16 protein-coding genes are annotated in these 23,438 nt (G+C 71.8%); 7 read left to right on the top strand and 9 right to left on the bottom strand.

Features of this window, described 5'->3' with window-relative positions:
- Positions 1-191: 191 nt before the first annotated feature.
- On the top strand, positions 192-1,208 hold the full coding sequence (locus tag ABZ930_RS08735; RefSeq protein WP_361543700.1) for a LacI family DNA-binding transcriptional regulator: 1,017 nt from the start codon (positions 192-194) through the stop codon (positions 1,206-1,208).
- Positions 1,209-1,223: 15 nt separating this feature from the next.
- Here the strand turns inward: ABZ930_RS08735 and ABZ930_RS08730 are convergent, their stop codons facing one another.
- Genes ABZ930_RS08730 through ABZ930_RS08705 form a run of 6 tightly spaced genes read right to left on the bottom strand, consistent with a single transcriptional unit; the run spans position 1,224 to position 9,878 of the window.
- On the bottom strand, positions 1,224-1,940 hold the full coding sequence (locus tag ABZ930_RS08730) for a hypothetical protein (protein ID WP_361543697.1): 717 nt from the start codon (positions 1,938-1,940) through the stop codon (positions 1,224-1,226).
- A gap of 32 nt (positions 1,941-1,972) precedes the next feature.
- Complete coding sequence (locus ABZ930_RS08725; RefSeq protein WP_361543694.1) at positions 1,973-4,186, bottom strand: glycoside hydrolase N-terminal domain-containing protein; 2,214 nt, start codon at positions 4,184-4,186, stop codon at positions 1,973-1,975.
- Positions 4,173-6,164 (bottom strand): beta-galactosidase, encoded by a 1,992-nt coding sequence (locus ABZ930_RS08720; protein ID WP_361543691.1) that lies wholly within the window; start codon positions 6,162-6,164, stop codon positions 4,173-4,175. The genes ABZ930_RS08725 and ABZ930_RS08720 overlap by 14 nt, the downstream gene beginning before the upstream one ends.
- Before the next feature lie 59 nt (positions 6,165-6,223).
- Complete coding sequence (locus tag ABZ930_RS08715) at positions 6,224-7,150, bottom strand: carbohydrate ABC transporter permease (RefSeq protein ID WP_361543688.1); 927 nt, start codon at positions 7,148-7,150, stop codon at positions 6,224-6,226.
- The gene (locus ABZ930_RS08710; protein WP_361543685.1) at positions 7,147-8,187 is read right to left on the bottom strand and encodes an ABC transporter permease subunit; all 1,041 of its coding nucleotides are present in this window, start codon (positions 8,185-8,187) and stop codon (positions 7,147-7,149) included. Before ABZ930_RS08710 ends, ABZ930_RS08715 begins: the two co-directional genes overlap by 4 nt.
- Positions 8,187-9,878, bottom strand: a complete 1,692-nt coding sequence (locus ABZ930_RS08705) for an extracellular solute-binding protein (RefSeq protein ID WP_361543682.1) — start codon at positions 9,876-9,878, stop codon at positions 8,187-8,189. The genes ABZ930_RS08710 and ABZ930_RS08705 overlap by 1 nt, the downstream gene beginning before the upstream one ends.
- Before the next feature lie 233 nt (positions 9,879-10,111).
- Between ABZ930_RS08705 and ABZ930_RS08700 the strand changes: the two genes are divergently transcribed.
- Together ABZ930_RS08700 and yicI are read left to right on the top strand one after the other, a co-directional pair.
- On the top strand, positions 10,112-12,931 hold the full coding sequence (locus ABZ930_RS08700; RefSeq protein ID WP_361543679.1) for a glycoside hydrolase family 3 C-terminal domain-containing protein: 2,820 nt from the start codon (positions 10,112-10,114) through the stop codon (positions 12,929-12,931).
- The gene (gene yicI, locus ABZ930_RS08695) at positions 12,928-15,162 is read left to right on the top strand and encodes an alpha-xylosidase (protein WP_361543676.1); all 2,235 of its coding nucleotides are present in this window, start codon (positions 12,928-12,930) and stop codon (positions 15,160-15,162) included. Before ABZ930_RS08700 ends, yicI begins: the two co-directional genes overlap by 4 nt.
- A 2-nt stretch (positions 15,163-15,164) precedes the next feature.
- Here yicI and ABZ930_RS08690 read toward each other — a convergent pair whose 3' ends face one another.
- The 3 genes from ABZ930_RS08690 to ABZ930_RS08680 form a co-directional block, all read right to left on the bottom strand.
- Positions 15,165-16,640: a glycoside hydrolase family 43 protein gene (locus tag ABZ930_RS08690; protein ID WP_361543673.1), complete on the bottom strand. Its 1,476-nt coding sequence runs from the start codon at positions 16,638-16,640 to the stop codon at positions 15,165-15,167.
- A 111-nt stretch (positions 16,641-16,751) separates the two neighbouring features.
- Positions 16,752-17,936 carry a lactonase family protein gene (locus ABZ930_RS08685; RefSeq protein ID WP_361543670.1) on the bottom strand — a complete coding sequence of 395 codons (1,185 nt, stop codon included), beginning with the start codon at positions 17,934-17,936 and terminating at the stop codon, positions 16,752-16,754.
- 45 nt (positions 17,937-17,981) lie between these two features.
- Positions 17,982-18,824, bottom strand: coding sequence for a hypothetical protein (locus tag ABZ930_RS08680; RefSeq protein WP_361543666.1), 843 nt, complete (start codon positions 18,822-18,824; stop codon positions 17,982-17,984).
- A 124-nt stretch (positions 18,825-18,948) separates the two neighbouring features.
- Here ABZ930_RS08680 and ABZ930_RS08675 point away from each other — a divergent pair, with 124 nt between their 5' ends.
- From ABZ930_RS08675 to ABZ930_RS08660, 4 genes are all read left to right on the top strand, one after another.
- A complete protein-coding gene (locus ABZ930_RS08675; protein ID WP_361543663.1) occupies positions 18,949-20,301 on the top strand; it encodes a 6-phospho-beta-glucosidase in 1,353 nt (450 codons plus the stop codon).
- Between the two features lie 276 nt (positions 20,302-20,577).
- A complete protein-coding gene (gene tgmA / locus ABZ930_RS08670) occupies positions 20,578-20,769 on the top strand; it encodes a putative ATP-grasp-modified RiPP (protein ID WP_111661123.1) in 192 nt (63 codons plus the stop codon).
- Positions 20,770-20,783: 14 nt separating this feature from the next.
- Positions 20,784-21,761 carry an ATP-grasp ribosomal peptide maturase gene (gene tgmB, locus ABZ930_RS08665; protein ID WP_361543659.1) on the top strand — a complete coding sequence of 326 codons (978 nt, stop codon included), beginning with the start codon at positions 20,784-20,786 and terminating at the stop codon, positions 21,759-21,761.
- A gap of 139 nt (positions 21,762-21,900) precedes the next feature.
- Positions 21,901-23,349, top strand: coding sequence for a carboxylesterase family protein (locus tag ABZ930_RS08660; protein WP_361543656.1), 1,449 nt, complete (start codon positions 21,901-21,903; stop codon positions 23,347-23,349).
- Positions 23,350-23,438 lie beyond the last annotated feature (89 nt).

The following is a 23,438-nucleotide window of genomic DNA, read 5'->3' as shown; positions in this document are numbered from 1 at the left end:
GTGCGGACAGGAACACCCGTCACTCGGCGGGGTGGGACAGCTCTGTCGAAGCGCTTCGACAGTCTTATGGACAGGCGGCTGTTGATCCCCATAGGGTCAACATGTCGAACCGGCATCGGTAACCCGTCCGCGTCGAAGCGCTTCGCACCGGAAGTGCTTCGCCCCCTTACGCATCGGCTCAGGAGAACGACATGGTCACGCTCGCAGAGGTCGCCCGGCACGCCGGAGTCTCCGCCAGCACCGTGAGCTACGTCCTCAGCGGCAAGCGGTCGATCTCCGCCGCCACCCGCGAGCGCGTCGAGAGCAGCGTGCGCAAGCTGGGCTACCACCCGAACGCGGGGGCCCGGGCCCTGGCCAGCAGCAAGTCCAACATCATCGCCCTGATGGTGCCGCTGCGCACCGACATGTACGTGCCGGTGATGATGGAGATAGCGATGGCCGTCGCCACCGCCGCCCGCGCCCACGGCTACGACATCCTGCTGCTCACCGGCGAGGAGGGCGCCGAGGCGGTGCGCCGCATCGAGGGCAGCGCGCTCGCCGACGCGATGATCCTGATGGACGTGGAGCTGGACGACGAGCGGCTGCCGCTGCTGCGCACCGCGTCCCGGCCCGCCGTCCTGATCGGGCTGCCGGCCGACACCACCGGACTCAACTGCGTGGACCTCGACTTCGCCGCCGCGGGCGCCGCCTGCGCCCAGCACCTCGCCGACCTCGGACACCGCGAGATCGCCGTCATCGGCGAGGCGGCCGCCGTCTACGAGCGGCGCACCGGATTCGCCGAGCGGACCCTGTCCGGACTGCGCGAGCGCAGCGGCGAGCTGGGGCTGCGCCTCCTGCACCGCCCCTGCGAGGGTTCGTACGCCTCGGTGTCGGCAACGTTGTCGCGGGTCTTCGACGAGCGCCCCGGCACCACCGCGTTCGTCGTGCAGAACGAGGCGGCGACCGACCCGCTGCTCGCCCTGCTGCGCCAGTCCGGCCGCGCCGTCCCCGAGGACGTCTCCGTCGTCGCCGTCTGCCCCGAGCAGGTGGCGGCGCACGCCTCGGTGCCGCTGACGTCGGTCGCGGTGCCCGCGCAGGAGATGGGGCGGCGCGCCGTCGAGCAGGTCATCGCGAAGATCGAGGGGCGCGGCTGCGACGAGGAGGTCGTGCTGCTCGCACCGGAGCTGACGGTGCGGGAGAGCGCGGCCCAGGCGCCCGCCGACGCCTGAGCCGCACCGGGCCGGTCAGCTGTTGGAGACGCTGAAGCCGTTGGTGGTGAAGTTCAGGCCCCCGGCCGACGAGGTGATCTCGTAGCCGAACTGGACGTCACCGACGGTCACGTTGCCGATGTAACCCTTCGTGTCCCGCAGCCACTTCAGGATCGACAGGATGTTCACCGTGCCCGACGTGGAGTCGGAGGTGCGCAGGAACGAGTACACGTTGTTGGCGCCGTTGCTGCCGACGTAGACCGTCCAGGTGTGGCCGCCCAGCGTGACGTTCCCGATCGAGCTGCCGAGCGCGCCGACGGCGCCGTTGTAGTTGACCCACAGCATGATCTCGTTGGCGTACCCGCTGTCCCAGATGTCGTACGAGGTGTTGTAGGCGCCCGACGACGGAACCGTCACGTTGTAGCTGCTGGTCAGGGAGGACAGCGCGCTGATGGGTTTGCCGATGACCTTCTTCGCGTTCGGGTAGGACTTGATGCCGCCCGTGTTCGGATGGTCGGCCCAGACACCCCAGTTGGCCGACGAGTTGGCCCAGATCGTCTGGGAGCCCGCGCCGGATCCCCAGATGTTGTTGTACAGGGTGTAGCCGTCCGACGTGGAGTACGTGCCCCACTGGGCGGACGAGGACCACACCGCCGCCTGGGCGGGGGAGGCCGCGAGGGCGAGTGCGGCCGTGGCGGCGAGGGCGGAGCCGAGGACGGTGCGGCGGCTCGGCGATGTTCCTGATCGTGCCATGGTGTCCCTTCCATGGTCGGTGGGGGGCAGAACTAACGCGTCCTCAGGGTGAGTTCGCGGTCCTCGCCGGCGGTCAGGCGGACGCGCCCGTCGTCGCCGTCGGGGGTCTTGAGTTCGATGTGCGCGTCACGGCCGGGGCGTACGAGCGCCGTGCAGCGGCCGCCGCCCCAGGTCAGGTCGACGCGCGCGCCGAACCGGGTGCGCAGGCCGCGCACCGTGCCGCGTGCCCAGGAGGCGGGCAGCGCGGGCAGCAGCACGAGCCGGCCGGGTGTCGACTGGAGCAGCGCCTCGACGAGCAGCGCGGGCAGGGTGTGCGCGGCGTCCGCGTTGTAGACGTCGCGACGCGGATAGTGCGCGCTCATCAGGGAGGGGTGGAAGTAGTCGCCGGTCAGGACCCGGCGCAGCGCGTCGGCGACCCGGGGCGCGTCGCGCAGCCGGGCCGCGATCAGGGCGTGGTGGAGGTGGCCGTGCGCGGAGTCGTTCTCGGCGCCGCGCAGCGCGAGCGCCCGCCGCGCCGCCCGCGCCAGCTCCGGTGTGTCGTACGGGGTGATCTCGTGGTGCGGCCACACCGGGTAGAGGTGACTGAGATGCCGGTGGTCGTAGGTCTCCTCCAGGCCCGGCCAGGCCCATTCGGCCAGGGCGCCGTCGTCGTTGACCCGGAGGTCGGGCAGCCGGTCGGCGAGCGCGGTCCAGCGGTCGGCGTCCGCCCCCGGCGACCAGGCGGCGGCGGTGCGCAGGGCGTGCCGGGCCGCGGCGATGTCCATCGTGGCGTTGAGGGTGCCCCAGCTCGCGTTCGCCGGACGGTTCTCCGGCGAGTACGACGGCACGACGACCACCCGCCCGTCGGGTCCGGTCCGGCTGAGGAAGTCCTCGTAGAAAAGGGCGAGTTCGCGGACCGCTTCGATCAGCCAGGAAGGGCGCTCACCGGTCGTCTCGGCCTGTTCCACCAGCGGGGTGAGCAGCCAGTCGGCGCCGGCCGTCCACAGGTGCATCGGCCACTGGCGCTGGAAGTGGTACGTGTGCCCGGACTCGCCGTCGGTGTGCGCGGGCGCCACGATGCCGCGCGCCCCGAAGATGCTCCGGGCGTTGTCCCGCCAGTCCGCCAACTGGCCCTGTATCAGAGCGCCTTGTGCCTCGACCACCTCCGGGAGCGCGCAGGCGGGCGCCGACGCGGTCTGGAGGTTGAGGTTGGCGTCGGTGGTGAACGCGCCCGACCACGCGGTGTCCCACTCGCCGGTCCACAGCCCCGTCAGCCGGGGCGGCAGGGCGCCGGAGGAGCTGAGCAGGTGATAGCGGCCCGCGGCGAACAGCCGCTCCAGCAGGGCGTGACTGTCCGGACGGGGCAGCAGCTCGGAGCCGGGAAGCGCCCGCTCGGCCGGAAGCCCGCCGAGCGAGAAGGTGACCCGCTCGTACGCCGCCCGGTGCGGGGCCGTGTGCCGTGCGAGCAGGCTCCGGTGGCCGCGTGCCGGGCCGCCGCCGTCGATCAGGGCCGTCAGCTCGGCGGCCGCCGCACTCGCGTCCAGTTCCCCCAGGTGCCGGTGCACGCGGGTGAGCAGCAGGATCTCCGCCGCCCCGTCGACGCGGAGCCCGGTGGTGCCGATCGACGTGCGCCCGCCCTGGACCACGGCCACCGTCACACCCGTGTAGGCGAGGTCGCCGTCCGGGTAGCGGCAGCGCAGGGTCAGCTGGGCGCCGTACGGGGTCAGGACGACGCTGCGGCCGACGCCGAGCCCGCCGGGCACCCCTGCGAGCCGGTGATCGAGCAGCACCTCCCCGTCGAGGCCGGGCCCGGTGACGTACTGCACCACGACGTCGTCGGCGCGCGAGACGAAGACCTGTCCCTGCCAGCCGCCGCAGCGCGCCGCGCACACGCCCGACGCGAAGTCGACGGAGCGGCGGTAATGGCGCCACGTGATGCTGTCGCGGACGAACCGCACCTGGAACGCCGGATGGAACGCCCGCACCCATCGCAGTGCCCGCCCGTCAGTGAACTCCTCCGCGGCCGTCACGTCCCCGGCCAGCAACCTCTCCTGGAGATCGGGCAGTTGACCGGCGAGCAGTGGTGGCTTGGGCCGGGGTCCGCCCTCCGGGCGCACCAGCGAGTGGTGGGTGACGATGACCCGGTCGTCGTGCGGGTCGCCGAACACGAGGGCGCCGTGGCGGCCGTTCCCGCTCAGGAAGGCGTCCTCCCAGCGGGCGGCCGGTGCCGGCTCCCAGGTGCCGTGCGGATGCTCAGGCAGCGTCATGACCGTCCCGCCCGCCGCGCAGCGCCACGACTCCGAAACGCCCCAGCGGCACGGAGCCGGTGTACTCGGCCCCGGTGAGCAGATCGCGCAACGCGCCTTCCTCCGAGGGGAGTTCGACCACGACCTCGCCCGGCCCGTGATGCAGCAGGAACAGCACGTCGCCGCGGCGTACGGCCTCCACTCCTGCGGGGAGGCCGGGCAATGGAGGCCGTACGCCCGCCTCGGCGGCCACACCCGCGAGCAGCGCGCGCAGGGCCGAGGGCTCGGGAAGGGTGGAGAGGTACCAGGCCCGGCCGCGCCGCAGCACGGCCGGCAGGCCGTCGAGTTCACCGCCGCGATAGGCCGAGGCGACCTCCGCGTCCGGGGCGGCGGTCAGCTCCTCGGACCACAGGGTGCCGCGGAACTCACCGCAGTCCACGCTCTCCCCGGGCGCCAGCGGCCACCACTCGTGGACGGTGCGGATGCCGAACAGCTCACGCAGCCGCGCGTCCATCCCGCCGGGCCGCACCCGGTCGTCGGCGTCGGCGATCCCGGAGAAGAACCCGCACACGATCCGCCCGCCGCCGCGCGCGTACGCGAGGAGGTTCTCGACGGCGGCGTCCGTGAGCAGGTACAGCTGCGGCACGACCACCATCTTGTAGGCGGACAGATCGTGCTCGGGGTGCGCGAAGTCCGTGGTCGGGCCCGCCACCCACAGCGCCCGGTGCCAGGCCCGCACCACCTCCTCGTAGGCGACCCGCGTGGACGGCCGGGCCTCCTGGCTCCCCGCCCACCAGGAGTGCCAGTCGTGCAGCACGGCGACGTCGGCGCTCACCCGGGTGCCGGCCACCTCCCCCTCCAGCAGCGCGAGTTCGGCGCCGATGCGCTTCACCTCGGCGAACGCCCGGCCCTCCTCGCCCGCGTGTCCGACCATCCCCGAGTGGAACTTCTCCGCGCCCTGCCGGGACTGCCGCCACTGGAAGTGGAAGACGGCGTCCGCGCCGCGGGCCACCGACTGCAGCGACCACAGCCGGTTGAGGCCGCGCGGCTTCGGCTGGTTCACCTCCCGCCAGTTCACCGCCCCGGCCGCCTGCTCCATCACCATCCACGGGCGGCCACCGGCCTGACCGCGCGTCATGTCGCCGATCATGGCGTTGTACTGGCCGCCCAACGGGTCCCGCGGATCCGGGTACACGTCGACGGAGACGACGTCCTCCCGCTCGGCCCACGCCCACGCGTCCTGCCCGATCCAGAACGGCATGAAGTTCGTCGTCACCGGGATGTGGCCCGGGGAGTGCCGGCGCACGATGTCGCGCTCGGCGACGAAGCACTCCATGAGCGCGTCGGAGGTGAAGCGCCGGAAGTCCAGTACCTGCGCGGGATTGCGCAGGTACTGGGCGCGGCGCGGCGGGATCACGTCGTCCCACGTGTCGACGTGCTGGCTCCAGAAGGCCGTGCCCCACGCCTCGTTGAGCGCGTCCGGGGTCAGGTACTTCGCCCGCAGCCAGTCCCGGAAGCCGCGGGCCGCCTCGTCGCCGTAGTCGAACGTGCAGTACTCGTTGTTGATGTGCCACATGCGCAGCGCCGGATGGTGGCCGTACCGCCGGGCGAGGTCCTCGGTGATCGCCGCGGCGAAGCGGCGGTAGGTCGCGGAGGAGTGCGAGAACTGCTGGCGGGAGCCCCACCACACGGTCTGCCCGTTCTCGTCGCGGGGCAGGGTCTCCGGGTGCAGCCGGCCCAGCCACGGGGGCGGTGCCGCGGTCGGCGTCGCCAGGACGACGCCGATGCCGTGCAGGTGCATCAGGTCCATCAGCCGGTCGAGCCACCCGAACTCCCTTGCTCCCGGGCGGGGTTCGAGCTTCGCCCAGGAGAACACCCCGAGCGTGACGGAGGTGACCCCGGCCGCCTTCATCAGACGGACGTCCTCGGCCCAGACCTCCTCGGGCCACTGCTCGGGGTTGTAGTCGCCGCCGTAGAGGAGGCGGTCGGGGGCGGTCATGGCGCGGCTCCGATGGGGGGCACAGGTGGGGCGGGCGGTGCGCGGGGCGGGCCGGGGCGTCAGCCCTTGACGGCGCCGGTGAGCATGCCCTTCTTGAAGTGGCGCTGGACGAAGGGCGACGCGACGGCCACCGGGACCAGCGCGAGGACCATGACGGCCATCTGCAGGCCCAGCGTGGACAGCTGGCCGGTGTGCACCGCCTGCTGGAGCCCGGTCGGCGCGGCCCGGCTCTTCTGCACCAGCTGGATCAGCACGTTCTGCAACGGCATCATCTGCTGGTCGGTGAGGTAGATGGAGGCGTTGAACCAGGCGCTCCAGTACCCCACCGCGTAGAACAGCGAGATCACCGCGAGCACCGCCCGCGACAGCGGCAGGATGATGGTGAGCAGGATGCGCAGATCGCTCGCCCCGTCGATGCGGGCCGACTCGGTCAGCTCCGGCGAGATGCCCATGAAGAAGGAGCGCAGCACCAGGATGTTGAAGACGCTGACCGCGCTCGGCAGGATCAGCGACAGATAGGTGTCGGTGAGGCCGAGCGACTGCACGAGCAGGTACGTGGGGATCAGCCCGGCGCCGAAGAACATCGTGGCCATCAGCGACATCAGCAGGAACCGGTGGCCGAGGCTGCCGGTGCGGGACAGACCGTAGGCCGCCAGTACCGACACCGTCATCGAGAACACGGTGCCGACCACGGTGACCCCGATCGACACGAGCATCGCCCGGCTGACCTGGCCGCCGCCCAGCAGCTCCGTGTAGTTGATGAACGTGATGCCGTCGGGGACCAGGACGAGCCCGCCGGCCCGGTCGATCACCGGCTTGGGGGACAGGCTCGTGACGACCACGATCCACAGCGGGCCGAGGATCGCGAGACAGCACAGGACGAGGAAGCCGCCCTTGAGGGTGAGCCCCGCCTTGCGCGGCGGCTCCTCCCACACCGGGCGCGGCGGCGCCTGAAGGCTGCGGATCAACTGCGTGTTCAGACTCACTTCTTGTACACCCCCTGCTCGCCCAGCAGGTGCGCGAAGCGGTTCGCGCCCAGGACGAGACAGATGCCGATGGCCCCCTTCACGAGGCCGACCGCGGCCGCGTAACTGAAGTCGCCGTTCTGGATTCCCATGTTCCACACGTAGGTGTCGAGGACCTCGCTGGCTCCCGCGCCGACCGCGTCGCGCTGGAGCAGGAACTGCTCGAAGCCGACGGACAGCGCGTCGCCGACCCGCAGTACGAGCAGCAGGGCGATCACCGGGCGCAGCGCGGGCAGGGTCACGTGCCACATGCGGCGCCAGCGTCCGGCGCCGTCCATGGCGGCCGCCTCGTAGAGGTCGGTGGAGACCGCGGCGAGCGCGGCGAGGAAGACGATGACGCCCCAGCCCGCGTCCTTCCACACCGACTGCGCCGTGACCAGGAACTTGAAGAAGCTCGCGTTGGTCATCAGGTCGAAGCCGCCCCAGCCGTGCCGCTCCATCGTCTGCGCGATGATGCCGGCGCCGCCGAAGATCTGCTGGAAGACGGTGACGACCAGCACCCACGAGAAGAAGTGCGGCAGATACATGATCGCCTGCGCCACGGCCCGCACCCGGGGCCGCACGACGCTGTTGATGAGCAGCGCCAGCGCGATCGGCACCGGGAAGAACAGCACCAGCTGGAGGACGAACAGGACCAGCGTGTTCTTCGCCGCGTCCCAGAACAGCGGGTCGCCGAGCATCCGCGAGAACTGCTCCACGCCGACCCAGGGGCTGTGGAAGATCGCGGCGACGCCGTTGCTGGAGACGTACGGGTCGTAGTCCTGGAAGGCGACGACATTGCCCAGCAGCGGGACGTAGTTGAAGAGCAGGAGCAGGGCGATGGCGGGCAGCGTCATCAGGATGAGGGCGCGGTCGCGGCGCAGCCGGGTCCTGAAGGGGACCTTGGCGCCGCCGGAGCGCTTCTCGGGGACTGCCTTCGGGGTGAGCGCGGCCACCGGCTCCTCGACGGCGGCCGGCGGACGCACCCCGTCGGGCCTGCTCCCGGCGGTGAGAGACATCAGTTGCCGCTGCCGTTCTTGTCGATGAGCTTCTTGTACCAGTCGCGCAGCTTGTCGCCGCCGGACGACTTCCAGGTGGAGATGGCCTGCTGGACGTCGGAGAGCTTCTTGTTGCCGCGCACGTAGTCGATCTCCAGCTGCTCGAACTGGCTGGAGAGGTTCGCGTAGCGGGTCGGCTCGACGATGTTCATGCCGTACGTGCTCGTGTTCTTCATGAACGCGCCCTGACGCTGCTCCCACTCGACCTGCGCGCGGGCGATGTCGGGGTAGTCGGGGTGCGCGAAGTAGGGGGCCGGGGCGGACAGCATCACCCAGGCGTTGATGACCTCCTGGTTGCCCTGGTCGTTCTTGACCGGGGTGCCGTCCTTGACCGAGTAGTGCGTGCCCTCGACGCCGTAGTTGACGAGCATGAACTCCTTGGTGCCGTAGGGCGCGGCGGCGAAGTTCGCGGCGGCCAGCGCGTTCTCGACCGTCTCCTTCGAGGCGCCCTTGCGGATCAGCGACCAGATCGTGGCCGGCGAGCTCGCCCACAGCGTGGGGTCGCCGCCGTCCGGGCCGAACAGATCCATGGCGGCCATCTCGAAGTCGGGGTTCGACTTCGCCTGCTCGGCGGTCTTCACGTACCACTGGGACATGTCCATGTTGAACATGAGGATCTGGCCCGCGGTGAACCGCTGGCCCGCGTCACCGGAGCGCGCCTTGTCGTCGGGGTGCACCACGCCCGCGTCGAACAGCTTGCGCGTCCACTCCAGGGCTTCGAGGTACTCGGGCTGCTCGACGCGGTAGGTCAGCTTGCCGTTGTCCTCGATGTGCCAGCCGAGGGTCCCCGAGGGGCGCACACCGAAGATGTTGAAGCCGGTCCACGACATGTCGGCGCAGGCGTACACCTTCGCCTTCGCGCTCGTCGCCTCCTTGGCCCAGCTCAGGAACTCGTCCGCCGACTTCGGGACGTCGTAGCCCTTCTTGTCGAAGATGTCCTTGCGGTAGTACGCCGGGTTGAACGTCGCCGCGGCGGACGGCATGGGGATGCCGCGCAGGGCACCGCCGAAGATGCCCATCCGCCAGGAGTCCGACGGGATCGCCGCCAGGTTCGGGTACTTCTTCACCTTGTCGCCCGCGAGGTACGGGCCGAGGTCCATGAACTTCGCGGTGATCGCGTTGGAGATCTTGCCGACCAGCTCCCAGCTCGGCACGACCACCATGTCGGGTATCGAGCTGGACGCCAGCACGGCTCCCAGCTTCTCGCCGTAGGTGTTGCCGTCCTGGTTCTGCCAGGTGATCTTGGTGCCCGCGGCCTTGTCGAGTTGCGTGTAGTAGGCGCAGTCCGCCTTGGGTGCGGTGCCCCACAGCGGGGACATGACCTTCAGGGGAGCGCCGGTGCCGAGCTTGCCCTTCACCGAGGCGGACAGGGCGGAGAGGTCGACCTTGGCGGTGTAGCCCGCCGCCGATCCGTTCTTCGACGAGATGTCCGGCCGGGCGAAGGTGCTCGCGACGTACGTCGGCAGCAGCTTCGCGGCGTTCTTCTCGGATGTGGTGCCCTCCCGGTCCTTGCTCTCCGAGCCGCCGCCGCAGGCGGAGAGCAACGGCACACCGCCGGCGACCGCGACGGCGGCGACGGCCGTCGAGCCGAGGAAGGTTCTCCGGCTGGGACCGGAGTTCACGGTGTGTGCGGTGGAGGAGTTCGGCGTCATTGCTGCAACCCTTCGGGACAACGCATCGCGCATTTCGTCGAAGCGCTTCGATGTTGCAGCGACATTAAGGGAACCCCTTGAGGCTCACAAGGTGCGTGCATCAGATTCCTGAACGCAGTGTCACTGCCAGGCACTTGACACCTGACATCTTCTGTACGGAGCATCGAAGCGCTTCGAAGATTTCTTGCGCCGGTCGGTGAGACGACCGCCCCATCTCGACAAGGGACCCGCCAGTGACCGAAGAATTCCCGCTCGACCCAGGTGGCACCCCGCCCGCCGACAAGCGCGTCGACGACCTGCTCGCCGCCCTCGCGCTCGACGAACGCATCGCGCTGCTGCACCAGTTCACGCCCGGCGTGGAACGGCTCGGCCTCGCCGCGTTCCGCACCGGCCAGGAGGCACTGCACGGGGTCGCCTGGATGGGCCCGGCCACCGTGTTCCCGCAGTCCGTCGGGCTCGGCGCCACCTGGAACGAGGACCTGGTGCGCCGGATCGGTGACGCCGTCTCGAACGAGGTCCGCGCCATGCGCGCCCGCGACGAGCGCGTCGGTCTCAACGTCTGGGCGCCGACGGTCAATCTGCTGCGCCATCCGCTGTGGGGCCGCAACGAAGAGGGATACTCCGAGGACCCCTGCCTCACCGCCGCCATCGCCACCGCCTACACGCGCGGCCTGCGCGGCACCCACCCCACCTACTGGCGCACCGCCCCCGTCCTCAAGCACTGGCTCGCCCACAACAACGAGACGGCCCGCGACACGGCCAGCTCCTCCGTGCGTCCGCGCGTCCTGCACGAGTACGACCTGAAGGCGTTCCGGCGGCCCGTCGAGGAGGGCGCGGTGGCCGGCGTCATGCCCGCCTACAACCTCGTCAACGGCCGCCCCAACCACGTATCGCCCTATCTGCGCGAGCAGTTGAGGACCTGGACCGACCAAGAGCTCCTCGTCTGCTCGGACGCGGGCGCGCCCAGCAACCTCGTCGACTCCGAGCACTACTACGCCACCCACGAGGAGGCCACCGCCGCCGCGCTGATCGCGGGCGTGGACAGCTTCACCGACCACGGCACCGACTCGTCACAGATCATCGGCCGGGTCCGGGGCGCCCTGGAGCGGGGACTGATCACCGAGACCGACATCGACACCGCCGTACGCCGCCAGCTCGACGTCCGCGCGCGCCTCGGCGAGTTCGAGGACACCGACCCGCTGCCGCCCGGCGCGTTCGACACCGACGCCCATCGCGCCCTCGCCCGGGAAGCCGCCGAACAGGCCGTCGTGCTGCTCAAGAACGACGGTGTGCTGCCGCTCCCCGACGACGCCCGGATCGCCCTCGTCGGCCTGCTCGCCGACGAGTGCAAGACCGACTGGTACAGCGGCACCCTCCTCCACCGCTCCACCCCGCTCGACGGCCTCCGCGAACGCTTCGGACCGGACCGGGTCACCTTCACCGAGGGCGTGGACCGGATCCGCCTCCGCTGCGACGAGGGCTGGCTGTACGTCCCCGAGGGCGCCGCCGCCACCGAGGCACGCGGCGCCGAGGGCGCCCTCGACCCGGCGCTGCTCGCCGGCCGCACCGACCTGCCGCCGCTCGTCACCCGGACCGACGAGGGCACCGAACTCGCCCTGATCGACTGGGGGAACGGCGTCCTCACCCTGCGCGCGCCCGACGGCCGCTATCTGTCGGTGGCCGACGACGGCTTCGTCCGGGCGTCCGCGGACCAGCCGGGCGGCTGGGTCGTCCAGGAGACGTTCACCCTGGAAGCGGTTCATGACGGACACCTCCTCAGGCACACGGGAACGGGGCGCTGTGTCGAGGTCGCCGCCGACGGCGTGAAGGTTGCCGACCGGGGCACCGTTTTCCGGATGGAGTTCGTCGAACGCGGCGCCGACGCCGTGACCAGGGCGGCGGCCGACGCCGACGTCGTGATCGTCGTCGCGGGCAACGACCCGCACCTCAACGGCCGCGAGACCGAGGACCGCACCACTCTCGCCCTGCCCGCGCAGCAGGACGGCCTGTGGCGCGCGGCCCGCGCCGCCAACCCGAACACCGTCCTCGCCCTGGTCTCCGCCTACCCGTACGCCGTCCCCGACGCCGACCGGGAGCTGCCCGCCCTGCTGTGGACCGCGCACGGCGGACAGGCCGCCGGCCGCGCCCTGGCGCGGGTCCTCGCGGGCGACGTGAGCCCGGCCGGCCGGCTCCCGCAGACCTGGTACGCGGCCGACGCCGACCTGCCTGACCTCCTCGACTACGACATCATCGGCTCGCGCCAGACGTACCTGTACTACGAGGGCACCCCGCTCTACCCGTTCGGGCACGGGCTGACGTACAGCTCCTTCGCCTATGACGACCTGAGCGCCGAAGTGGACTCCGAGAAGCTCGAGTTGACCTTCACCGTCACCAACACCGGGCCACGCGCCGCGGACGAGGTCCCGCAGCTCTACGTCCGCCCGCTCGGGATGCCCGTGCCGCGCCCGCGCCGCCAGCTCCTCGCGCACCGCCGCCTCACCCTGGCGCCGGGCGCCCGCGAGCGGATCACGTACACGGTGCCGGTCGCCGGCCTCGGCCACTTCGACGTCGCGCACGACCGCTGGAGCGTGACCTCGGGAACGTACGAACTCCTCGTGGGCGCCTCCAGCGAGGACATCCGCCTCACCACCGCGATCGCCCTCGACGCCGACGCGCCCGCGCCCCGGCCCGTCGTCACGGACGGACTGGAGGCGGCCGCCTACGACGAACAGCGCGGCACCGAGATCGTCGACCGCACGAAGACGCACGGCGACGCCGTCACCCCCGTCGAGTCGGCGGGCGAACTCCACTACCGCTCCTGCGACTTCGGGGCCAACGGCGTGACGGGCGTCCGCGTCGAGGCGGCGGGCGAGGGGACGGTGACCGTCGGCGACGGCGACACCCTCACGGTCCCCGCCACCGGCGGCCCGTACCGCTACGTCACGCTCGACGCCGACTTCACCGCCACCGGCGTGCAGGACCTGCGCGTGACGATCGACGGCACGGTGCGGCTGGCCCGGCTCACCTTCATCCCGCGGAGGCTCGACGCATGAAGTTCACCGACGGTTTCTGGCTGATGCGCGACGGCGTACGGGCCTCGTACGCCACCGAGGTCCGCGACGTCCGCGCCGCCGACGACCGGTTCACCGCGTACGCGGCCGTACGGCACGTGCGCGACCGGGGCGACACCCTCAACCAGCCGCTGATCACCCTCGACTGCTTCTCGCCCGCCGAGGGCGTCATCGGGGTCCGCGTCACCCACCACGCGGGCAAGCGGCGCCCCGGCCCCGACTTCGAGCTGCTGCCGGCCGAGGGCGGCAGCGGCGCCCGGGTCACCCGCGACGGCACGGTCACCGAGCTGACCAGCGGACCGATCGGGGTGCGCCTCGACTCGGCGGGGGAGTGGGGCCTGGAGTTCCGCGACACCTCGACCGGGCGGCGGCTCACGGGAGTCGACCGCAAGGGAACGGCCTTCGCCACCACCGCCGACGGCGCCCACCACATGATCACCCAGCTGGCGCTCGGCGTCGGCGAGCACATCTACGGCCTCGGCGAACGCTTCACCCCGTTCGTGAAGAACGGCCAGACCGTCGACATCTGGCAGGCCGACGGCGGCACCAGCAGCGAACAGGCCTACAAGAACGTCCCGTTCCACCTGTCCTCGCGCGGCTACGGCGTCCTCGTCAACCACCCGGGCAAGGTCAGCTACGAGATCGGCTCGGAGTCCGTCGGGCAGCTTCAGTTCAGCGTCGAGGACCAGTCCGTCGAGTTCTACGTCGTCGCCGGGCCGACCCCGAAGGACGTGCTGCGCCGCTACACCGCGCTGACCGGCCGCCCGGCCCTGCCGCCCGCCTGGTCCTTCGGCCTGTGGCTCACCACCTCCTTCTGCACCGAGTACGACGAGGAGACGGTGACGTCGTTCGTCGACGGCATGGCCGACCGGCACATCCCGCTCTCCGTCTTCCACTTCGACTGTTTCTGGATGCGCGAGTACCAGTGGTCGGACTTCACCTGGGACCCGGACGTCTTCCCCGACCCGGTCGGCATGCTGCGCCGCCTCAAGGCGCGCGGCCTGCACATCAGCATGTGGATCAACCCGTACATCGCCCAGAAGGCCGCCCTCTTCGAAGAGGCCGCCGCACAGGGGTTCCTGGTGCGCAGGCCCAACGGCGACGTGTGGCAGTGGGACCTGTGGCAGCCGGGCATGGCGCTGGTCGACTTCACCAACCCCGCCGCCCGCGCCTGGTACACCGACAAGCTGCGCGGCCTCCTCGACCAGGGCGTGGACAGCTTCAAGACGGACTTCGGCGAGCGCATCCCCACGGACGTCGTCTGGCACGACGGCTCCGACCCCGAGCGCATGCACAACTACTACGCGCACCTCTACAACCGCACGGTCTTCGAACTCCTCGAGAAGGAGCGGGGCCACGGCGACGCGCTGGTCTTCGCGCGCTCCGCGACCGTCGGCGGGCAGCAGTACCCGGTGCACTGGGGCGGCGACTGCTTCGCGTCGTTCGGCGCCATGGCGGAGTCCCTGCGCGGCGGCCTCTCGCTGTCCCTGTCCGGCTTCGGGTTCTGGTCGCACGACATCGGCGGCTTCGAGGGCACCCCGGACCCGGCGGTCTTCAAGCGCTGGCTGGCCTTCGGCCTGCTCTCCTCGCACAGCCGGCTGCACGGCAACGTCTCGTACCGCGTGCCGTGGGAGTTCGGCGAGGAAGCGGTCGACGTGGCCCGGCGGTTCACGCTGCTCAAGCACCGGCTGATGCCGTACCTGTACGGAGTCGCGACCGAGGCGCACGGCACCGGTGTGCCCGCGATGCGGCCCATGGTCCTGGAGTTCCCCGGCGACCCGACCTGCCGGACCCTCGACCGCCAGTACATGCTGGGCCCCGACCTGCTGGTCGCGCCGGTCTTCTCCGCCGACGGCGACGTCGAGTACTACCTCCCCGAGGGCACCTGGACGCACCTGCTCACCGGGGAGCACGTCGAGGGCCCCGGCTGGCGCCGCGAGACGCACGGCTTCGACAGCCTGCCGCTGTTCGTCCGGCCCGGTGCGGTGCTTCCGTTCGGCGCGGACGACCAGCGCCCCGACGGCGACTGGCCCGACGGACTCACCCTCCTCGTCACCCCGGACGCCGACGACGTGACGGTCCGCGTCCCGGGCCACGGCGCCCAGGAGGCGAGCCCCGCCGCCACGTACCGGGTGCGCCGGGACGCGCCCGGCGGGGCGGTGGCGGTCGAGGTCGCCGGGACGCAACTACCCTTCCATGTAAGGGAGATGTGACCTCACCCGGCGGGCGGCGCCTGGAGCGGTTCGGACGTGAACCAGTCGAAGCCGACGGTGCCCTCGGCCGCGTACGGGCCGATGACCCGGCCGGTGAAGCCGCCGGCCACCTCGGTCGACAGGTACCGTCCGTCGAGCGTGGCCAGCGCGGTGAAGGTGCCGTCCGGGCCGCTCACGCCGAAGGTGAGCGTGTCCGGGCCCGAGCGCGCGTCGCTCACCGGGAGTTCGGCCACGTCGACGCCGAGCGTCAACGGCCCGTCCGGAACCGGGTGTTCGGCGACGACGGCGGCCACGGGGCCGATCCGGGCCCGCACGCGCACGGTGCCGCCGCCCGCCTCGATCTCGTAGTGGTGGTCCTCGTCGAGCCGGACGGCGAGCCCGCCGCGGCCGTCGCCCGGGTCGACACGGGTGCGTATCCGGCAGCCGAGCAGGTCCTGGCGGCGGCCGACGAAGGTGACGTCGGGGGCGTCGAGCCCGGCCCCGCGGGCGCGCAGGGTCAGCCGGCCCGGCCGCTCCTTCGTCGTGCAGTGGGAGGCGGGCCGGGACCGCGGCGAGAGCCAGCCGGGCGCCAGGTCGGGCGCGTCGAAGTCGTCGCGGTACGCGGCCGGGGCGGACTCCGCGCCCGCGACGATCGCGCCGACCACCGGCCAGCCGTCCTCCCACCGCACCGGCGCGAGGAACGTCTCCCGCCCGAGCACGTGCCAGCCGGGGGAACCGCCACCGGGCCGCACGCCGAGGAACACCATCCACCAGGTGCCGTCGGGGGCCTGGACGAGGTCGGCGTGGCCGGTGTTCTGCACCGGGTCGTCGGTCGAGCGGTGGGACAGCACCGGATTGGCCGGGCACGGCTCGAACGGCCCGGACGGCGACGGCCCGCGCGCGACGGAGACGCCGTGCCCGCGCTCGGTGCCGCCCTCGGCGATCAGCAGGTACCAGGTCCCGTCGATCAGGTACAGGTGCGGCGCCTCCGGTGCCTTGGCGCCGGGCGTGCCCGACCACAGGCTTCGCGGGGCGCCGAGCGTCCGTCCGGTGTACGGGTCGATGGGCACCTGCGAGATCCCGGCGGTGGTGCACCAGCACGTGCCGTCCTCGTCCCAGGCGAGGTCGGGGTCGATGCCGTGCACCCCGGGCAGGGGCACCGGGTCCGACCACGGGCCGGCCGGATCGGTGGCGGTGACGAGGAGGTTCCCGCCGCCCTCGGCGCAGTTCGTGACGATCAGCCAGAAGCGGCCGTCGTGATGGCGCAGCGTCGGCGCGTAGATCCCGCCGGACGCGGGGGTGCCCGAGGGGATCGTCAACTGGCCGGGCCGGTCGAGGACGTTGCCGATCTGCTTCCAGTGCAGCAGGTCCCGGCTGTGGAAGAGCGGGACGCCGGGCACGTACTCGAAGCTGGAGCACGCGAGGTAGTAGTCGTCACCGACCCGGCAGATGCTCGGGTCGGGGTGGAATCCGGGAATGACCGGGGTGCGGTCTGCCATGAGAGCCCTCTCCGTCGAAGCGCTTCAACGCAGACTACAGCGGGTTGTGCAGCAGCAGTTGGGGTCGCTCGCTGTGTGCTGTCGAAGCGCTTCGGTCCGCCGTCGCGCCCGCTACAGCGGCAGCGCGCACACCGCGATCGGCGCCTTGAACGCGGTACCGGCGGAGGTGAGCCGGCCGGAGGTGTGGTCGACCTGGAAGACGCTCACGGAACCCGATTTCTGGTTCGCCGCGAACAGCAGCTCCTCGTCCGGCGAGAACGCGATCTGCCGCGGGAAGTCGCCGCCCACCGGCACCGTGTCGAGCAGCCGCAGCCGTGCCCCGTCCGCCTCGACCGCGTACCGGGTCAGGCTGTTGTCGCCCCGGTTGGCGAGATACGCGTGACCGCCCTCCCGCGTCACGAGGAACTGCGCCGGGTAGCTGGTGCCCGCCCCCGTGCCGGTGGACTGCGGCTCGCCCGGGGTGAGACGCCCGCTCTCCGGGTCGTACGCGCAGACGACCGCGGTGTCGTCGACCTCGTTGGCGAGGTAGGCGTACCGGCCGCCGGGGTGGAAGGTGAGGTGGCGGGGGCCCGCGCCCGGGCGCAGGGCCGCGTACGAGACTTGCGTGAGCGTCCCCGTACCGGTGTCCAGGCGGTAGGTGTACACGGTGTCGTTGCCGAGGTCGACCGCCAGGACATGGCCGCCGTCCGGGCTGGTGACGATCTGGTGGGCGTGCGGCCCGTCCTGGCCGGGGCCGGGCGCGGGCGCGCTGTGCGTGACCAGCGCGGTGCGCTCACCGAGCGCGCCGGAGGCGTCGACCGGATGCACGGCGACGCTGCCGGAGGTGTAGTTGGCGCTCAGCAGCCAGCGCCCGGACGGGTGCACCGACAGGTGGCAGGGGCCCGCACCGCCGGTCGGACGGGTGCCGAGGACCGTGGCGTCGGCCAGGCGCACGGCCGTCACGCCGCCGTCCTGCCGCTCGTCGACTGCGTAGAGCGTCCCCCCGTCCGGATGCACCGTCAGGTACGAGGGATCGGCCACGCCCTCGACCGTCCCCGCCCCGGTGATCGCGCCGCTCTCCGGGTCGTACGTGGCGAGCCCGATGCCGGAGCCGCCGCCCTGCTGCGAGGTGTACGTACCCAGGTACAGGGGACGGTCGGCGAGCGGCCGCGGCGGACGGGTCCCGCGCGGCCGTGATCGCGGCTGCGGCGGCGCGGTGGCCGCAGCCGACGACGGCAGCAGCGCCAGCGCGCCGACGGCCGCCGCAGCGCCCAGGAATCCCCGGCGTCCCGTTCCGCTCGTACGCGTACCCGACATCCGGGGAACCTCCTGCGTGGTCGCTGTCCGCTGCTTCTTCCGTGGCTACTTCATCGTGTACGAGATCACGGACGTCGTCACCAGGCACGGCGACGGCGGCACGATCTCCACACGCAAAGTTCCGCGCGTGCTGTCGTAGTCGACGCCCTCCGCCTCGAAGGAGCCCGAGCAGACGCTGCGCTGCGGGATCGTGAACGCGGTCGAGACCCGGCCGGTGACCGGTTGGCCGTCGAGGGGGCGCGCCAGCTCGACCTGGAGGACCTCCTTCGCCGCGTCGTCCGACGCGCACAGCAGACGGGTGTCCGTCACGAAGTCGCAGCCCTGGATGTTCTCCACCGGCCGGTCGAGGCTGATCTGCCCGGCCTGCGGCAGATTCGCGCCGGGCGCGGGGGCGGCGGGGTTCAGGACGGGGGCGGGGAAGACCTGGAGCCGGTTCATGGTGCCCCACTCGCCGGACACGATCCACTGCCCGTCGGGCGACACGGACGCGAACGAGTTGTTCAGCAGTTCGCCCTGGTCCAGCTTGTGCTCGTAGGTCGTGCGGGTGCCGTCGGGAGCCGTCACCGCGTACATCTTCTTCGTCGCCGTGTCACCTCCCTGGTACGCGTCGAAGGTGTAGCCGCGTGCGATGTCCGGGTCGCCGACGTGCGACCAGCCTTTGACACGCAGGGAGAGCGGCACCGAGGCGAGGCCCCGGTACAGGAGTGATCCGTCGGCGCGGCTCGCCAGGCCCTGGCTGCCGGTCAGCGAGTTCACGTACGACGTGCCGGTCTCGGTCCAGGCGGGTTCGGCGGCGCCCGCCGAGCCCGCCGCCGAGAAGGTGAGTGCGGCCGTCGCGCAGACTACGGCCGCGCGGACGGAACGTCGGTGCTGTAAAGGTCTGGGCATGCCCGTAGCCTGCACTATTCGCACGCGCGATCGCAGGCGATCGGGCGAGTAAGGTGCGCCGCGTGCCGCGAACCATGATCGCGGCCCACTCGAAGGCGAAGACCGGCGCAAAGGTGGTTGTGGCATGACGTCAACGCGACTGACGATCCTCGGCGGCGGCGGCTTCCGCGTCCCGCTGGTGTACTCCGCCCTGCTCGGCGACCACGCCGAGGGACGCGTCACCCACGTCACCCTGCACGACGTCGACAGGGCCCGCCTCGACGCCGTGGTCCGGGTCCTCGCCGACCAGGCCGCGGGCATCGCGGACGCCCCCGTGGTCACCGCCACCACCGACCTCGACGAGGCGCTCACCGGCGCCGACTTCGTCTTCTCCGCGATCCGCGTCGGCGGCCTCGACGGGCGCGCCGCCGACGAGCGGGTGGCCCTCGCCGAAGGGGTGCTCGGGCAGGAGACGGTCGGCGCGGGCGGCATCGCCTACGGGCTGCGCACGGTGCCCGTCGCCGTCGACATCGCCCGGCGCGTCAAGCGTCTCGCCCCCGACGCCTGGGTCATCAACTTCACCAACCCGGCGGGGCTCGTCACCGAGGCCATGTCCCGCCACCTCGGCGACCGCGTCATCGGCATCTGCGACTCGCCCGTCGGCCTCGGCCGGCGCGTCGCCCGGCTGCTCGGCGCCGACCCGGACCGCGCCTGGATCGACTACGTCGGCCTCAACCACCTCGGCTGGGTGCGCGGCCTGAAGATCGACGGCCGCGACGAGCTGCCCCGGCTGCTCGCCGACCCGGCGCTGCTCGGCTCCTTCGAGGAGGGCCGGCTCTTCGGCGCGGACTGGCTCCGCTCGCTCGGCGCGATCCCCAACGAATACCTGCACTACTACTACTTCAACCGCGAGACGGTCCGCGCCTACCAGGAGGCCGAGCAGACGCGCGGCGCCTTCCTGCGCGACCAGCAGGCCCGGTTCTACGCGGAGCTGGCCGACCCCGCCGCCCCGGCCCTCGCCACCTGGGACCGCACCCGGGCCGAGCGCGAGGCCACGTACATGGCGGAGAACCGGGAGGCGGCGGGCGCGGGCGAACGCGAGGCCGAGGACCTGGAGTCCGGCGGCTACGAGAAGGTCGCCCTCGCCCTCATGCGGGCCATCGCCCGCGACGAACGCACCACCCTCATCCTCAACGTCCGCAACCGCCACACCCTCGCCGCCCTGGACGCCGACGCCGTCATCGAGGTGCCGTGCCTGGTCGACGCGGGCGGCGCCCACCCCGTCTCCGTGGACCCGCTGCCGCTGCACGCCACCGGCCTGGTCACCGCGGTGAAGGCGGTCGAGCGCGAGGTGCTGGACGCCGCCGACTCCGGCTCGCGCGCCACCGCCGTCAAGGCCTTCGCCCTGCACCCGCTCGTCGACTCCGTCACCGTCGCGCGCCGGCTCGTCGACGGCTACACCGACGCCCACCCGGGACTCGCCTACCTCACCCGGTGACAACATCCCGGATCCGCACGGAAGTTCATGAACATCTGCGTGTGGAGGACCACTTGAGGACGTGTAAAGGCCTGTAAAGGCGGTATTGAGAAGGGGCGGCTCTCGAGAGCCGCCCCTTTTACGTGCCTGACGTAGCGTCATCACTCAGCGTGGCGGAATGAACTCGTCCGCAGGTGTGACGCGTCCTACAGAGAGAATCCGAGATATTCGCCAGGACTGTGACGCCGGAGAGTCACCATGCGCTTGACTTGGTGCACCCCCCAACTAGGAGAGCCCATGCGACCTTTCGCCCTGAACTATGCCCGGCCTGTGAGAGAGCCTGAGGTCAGCGCGTCGTACACATACGACTCCGCACTGCAATTGAATCTGTTGCCCGATGGCGCGGTGGCTGCGCGTGATTACGCAGTGTTGCGGGCCTGCGCGGCGACGACCTCCACCGCCGGATCCAAAACTCATTTCGACGACTGAGCGGCCGCGCGGAAATGACCGTACTGATCCTGACCTGTGAACAGGATGTGACCGCCGACCTCGCCGTCGTCGAATTGAACGCCAATGGAATCCCTGTGCTCCGCTTGGATCCGGCGGAACTGCCCGGTGGTGTCGACGTGTCCGGGGAATATGTGCACGGCGCGTTCGAGGGTCATCTGTCCGTCGGTGGCCGGGTGGTCAGCATGCAGGGTCTGCGCTCCATCTGGGTGCGCAGACCCGGCACGCCGGCGGCCCGGTCCGCCGACGTCTCCAGCTGGCTGTCCGAGGAGTCCGCGCAAGCGCTGTACGGGATGCTGCGCTGCACCGGCGCACGCTGGATGAACCACCCCGACGCGGCCCGGCAGGCCCGGCACAAGCCCTGGCAGCTGTGGCTCGCGCGGGAGTCCGGCCTGCCGGTGCCCGCCACTCTGATCACCACGTTTCCCCGCGTGGCACGCGAGTTCGCCGTGCGCTACCCGGACCTCGTCGTGAAGCCGGTCTCCGGATCGCACCCCGGGGACGACGGGCTCGCCGTACCGACCACCCGGGTCCGCCCCGACGAGGACTTCCGCGCGGTGGCGCACGGCCCCACCCTGCTCCAGCGCCGGATCCGCAAGGCCGCCGACATCCGGCTCACCGTCGTGGGGGAGCGGATGTTCGCCGCCCGGACCGAGGCCGGGCCCGACGCCGACGACGCCGTGGTGGACGTCCGCTTCAGGACCTCGGGCGTCACCTGGCGCCCGGTGCCGGTCCCGCCCCGCGTGGCGGATGCCGTCACGGCCTATCTCGAACGAGCCCAACTCGCCTACGGAGCCTTCGACTTCGCGGAGGACACGGACGGCATCTGGTGGTTCCTGGAGTGCAACCAGTCGGGCCAGTTCGGCTTCATCGAGATCGAGACCGGACAGCCCATCGGCAGCGCGGTGGCCCAGTGGCTGGCGGGCGAGCCGCTCGGCCCGGCGAACGGTGCGACGGACCCGACACGTCCTTGATCTTTACGCGGGCGCGGTCGGCGGGGTACGAGAGGTGAGGGTGTCCGACGCCGGGCACCCGGTGCGCGCCGTACGCACGAGCCCGAGCCCGGTCCCGGCGCCGCGCCGTCCGACAGCCGACCCAGGGAGCCCGCACCGCATGACACCGGTCGTCACCACCGCACAGGGCGCGCTGCGCGGCAGCACCGACGCCCAGGGCGTCGCCGCCTTCCTCGGAGTCCCCTACGCCGCCCCGCCGTTCGGCCCGCGCCGCTTCCGGGCCCCCGCCCCCGCCGAGCCGTGGACCGGTGAGCGGGACGCCACCGCCTACGGCCCCACCGCGCCCAAGAACCCGTACACCCCGCCCTTCGACGCCCTCATCCCCGAGACCTCGGTGCCGGGCGAGGACTGTCTGAACCTCAATGTCTGGACGCCCGAGCCCGGTCCCGGCGCCCGGCTGCCCGTCATGGTGTGGCTGCACGGCGGCTCGTTCTCCAACGGCTCCGCCAATTCCGGCGGCTATCGCGGCGAGACCTTCGCCCGGGACGGCGTCGTCTTCGTCGGCGTCAACTACCGGCTCGGCACCGACGGCTTCCTCCACCTGCCCGGCGCCCCCGACAACCGCGGCCTGCTCGACCAGCTCGCCGCCCTGGAGTGGGTCCGCGACAACATCGCCGCGTTCGGCGGCGACCCCGACCGCGTCACCGTCTTCGGCGAATCGGCGGGCGGCATGGCCATCGGGCAGCTCCTCGCCCACGCGCGCGCCCGCGGGCTGCTGCGACGGGCCGTGCTGCAGAGCGGTGCCTGCCACCACTTCGTCCGCCCGGAGACGGCCCGCCGGATCGGCGCGCGGATGGCGGACCGGCTCGGCGTCCCGCACACCGCGGAGGCGTTCGCGGCCGTCCCCCTGCCCGAACTGCTCGCCGCGCAGGACGCGCTGCGGATGGAGCTCGCCACGCGGCCCGACCCGGCGGTGTGGGGCGACGCGGCGCTCAACGCCATGCCCTTCGAACCGGTCGCCGACGGCCTCCGGCTCCCCGGCCCCGACCTCGGCGTGGACCTCCTCGTCGGCTCCAACCGGGAGGAGAACCGGCTGTTCATGGTGCCGACCGACCGCTTCCACGGCATCACCGAGGAGCGGGCCCGGCGCGGCGCGACGGCGTACGGCGCGGACTACGACGCGTACCGGGAGCGGCGGCCCGGCGCGGCCCCCGGCGCACTGCTCGAGGCGATCGGCACCGACTGGTTCTACCGCATCCCGGCCGTCCGGCTCGCCGAGTCCGTCCCCGGCACCCACGTCTACGAGTTCGCCTGGCGCTCGCCGCAGTTCGACGGTGAGCTCGGCGCGTGCCACGCCCTCGAACTCGGCTTCGTCTTCGACCTGCTCGACGACCCGGACTATCTGCCGATGGCGGGGGAGAAGGCACCCCGCGACCTGGCCCGCACGATGCACGCCGCGTGGGTGGCGTTCGCCGCGACGGGCGATCCCGGCTGGACCGCGTACGACCCGGCGGGCGAGCGGACGACCATGGTGTTCGACGCGGACGGCTGCCGCACCGAGGCCGATCCCCGGGCGGCGGAGCGAGAACTGTGGCAGGACGTGCGGTGATACGCGGGTGATGTCGCGCACCGGCCGCCCAGTTTTTGCCCGACTGTCACTTCAGCCCCCTTTTCTTCGGCCCCTGCCATCTTGAACAC

It is taken from the genome of Streptomyces sp. NPDC046716 (genome assembly GCF_040645755.1).
Lineage (GTDB): Bacteria > Actinomycetota > Actinomycetes > Streptomycetales > Streptomycetaceae > Streptomyces.
This window is presented reverse-complemented; position numbering and strand designations above follow the sequence as displayed.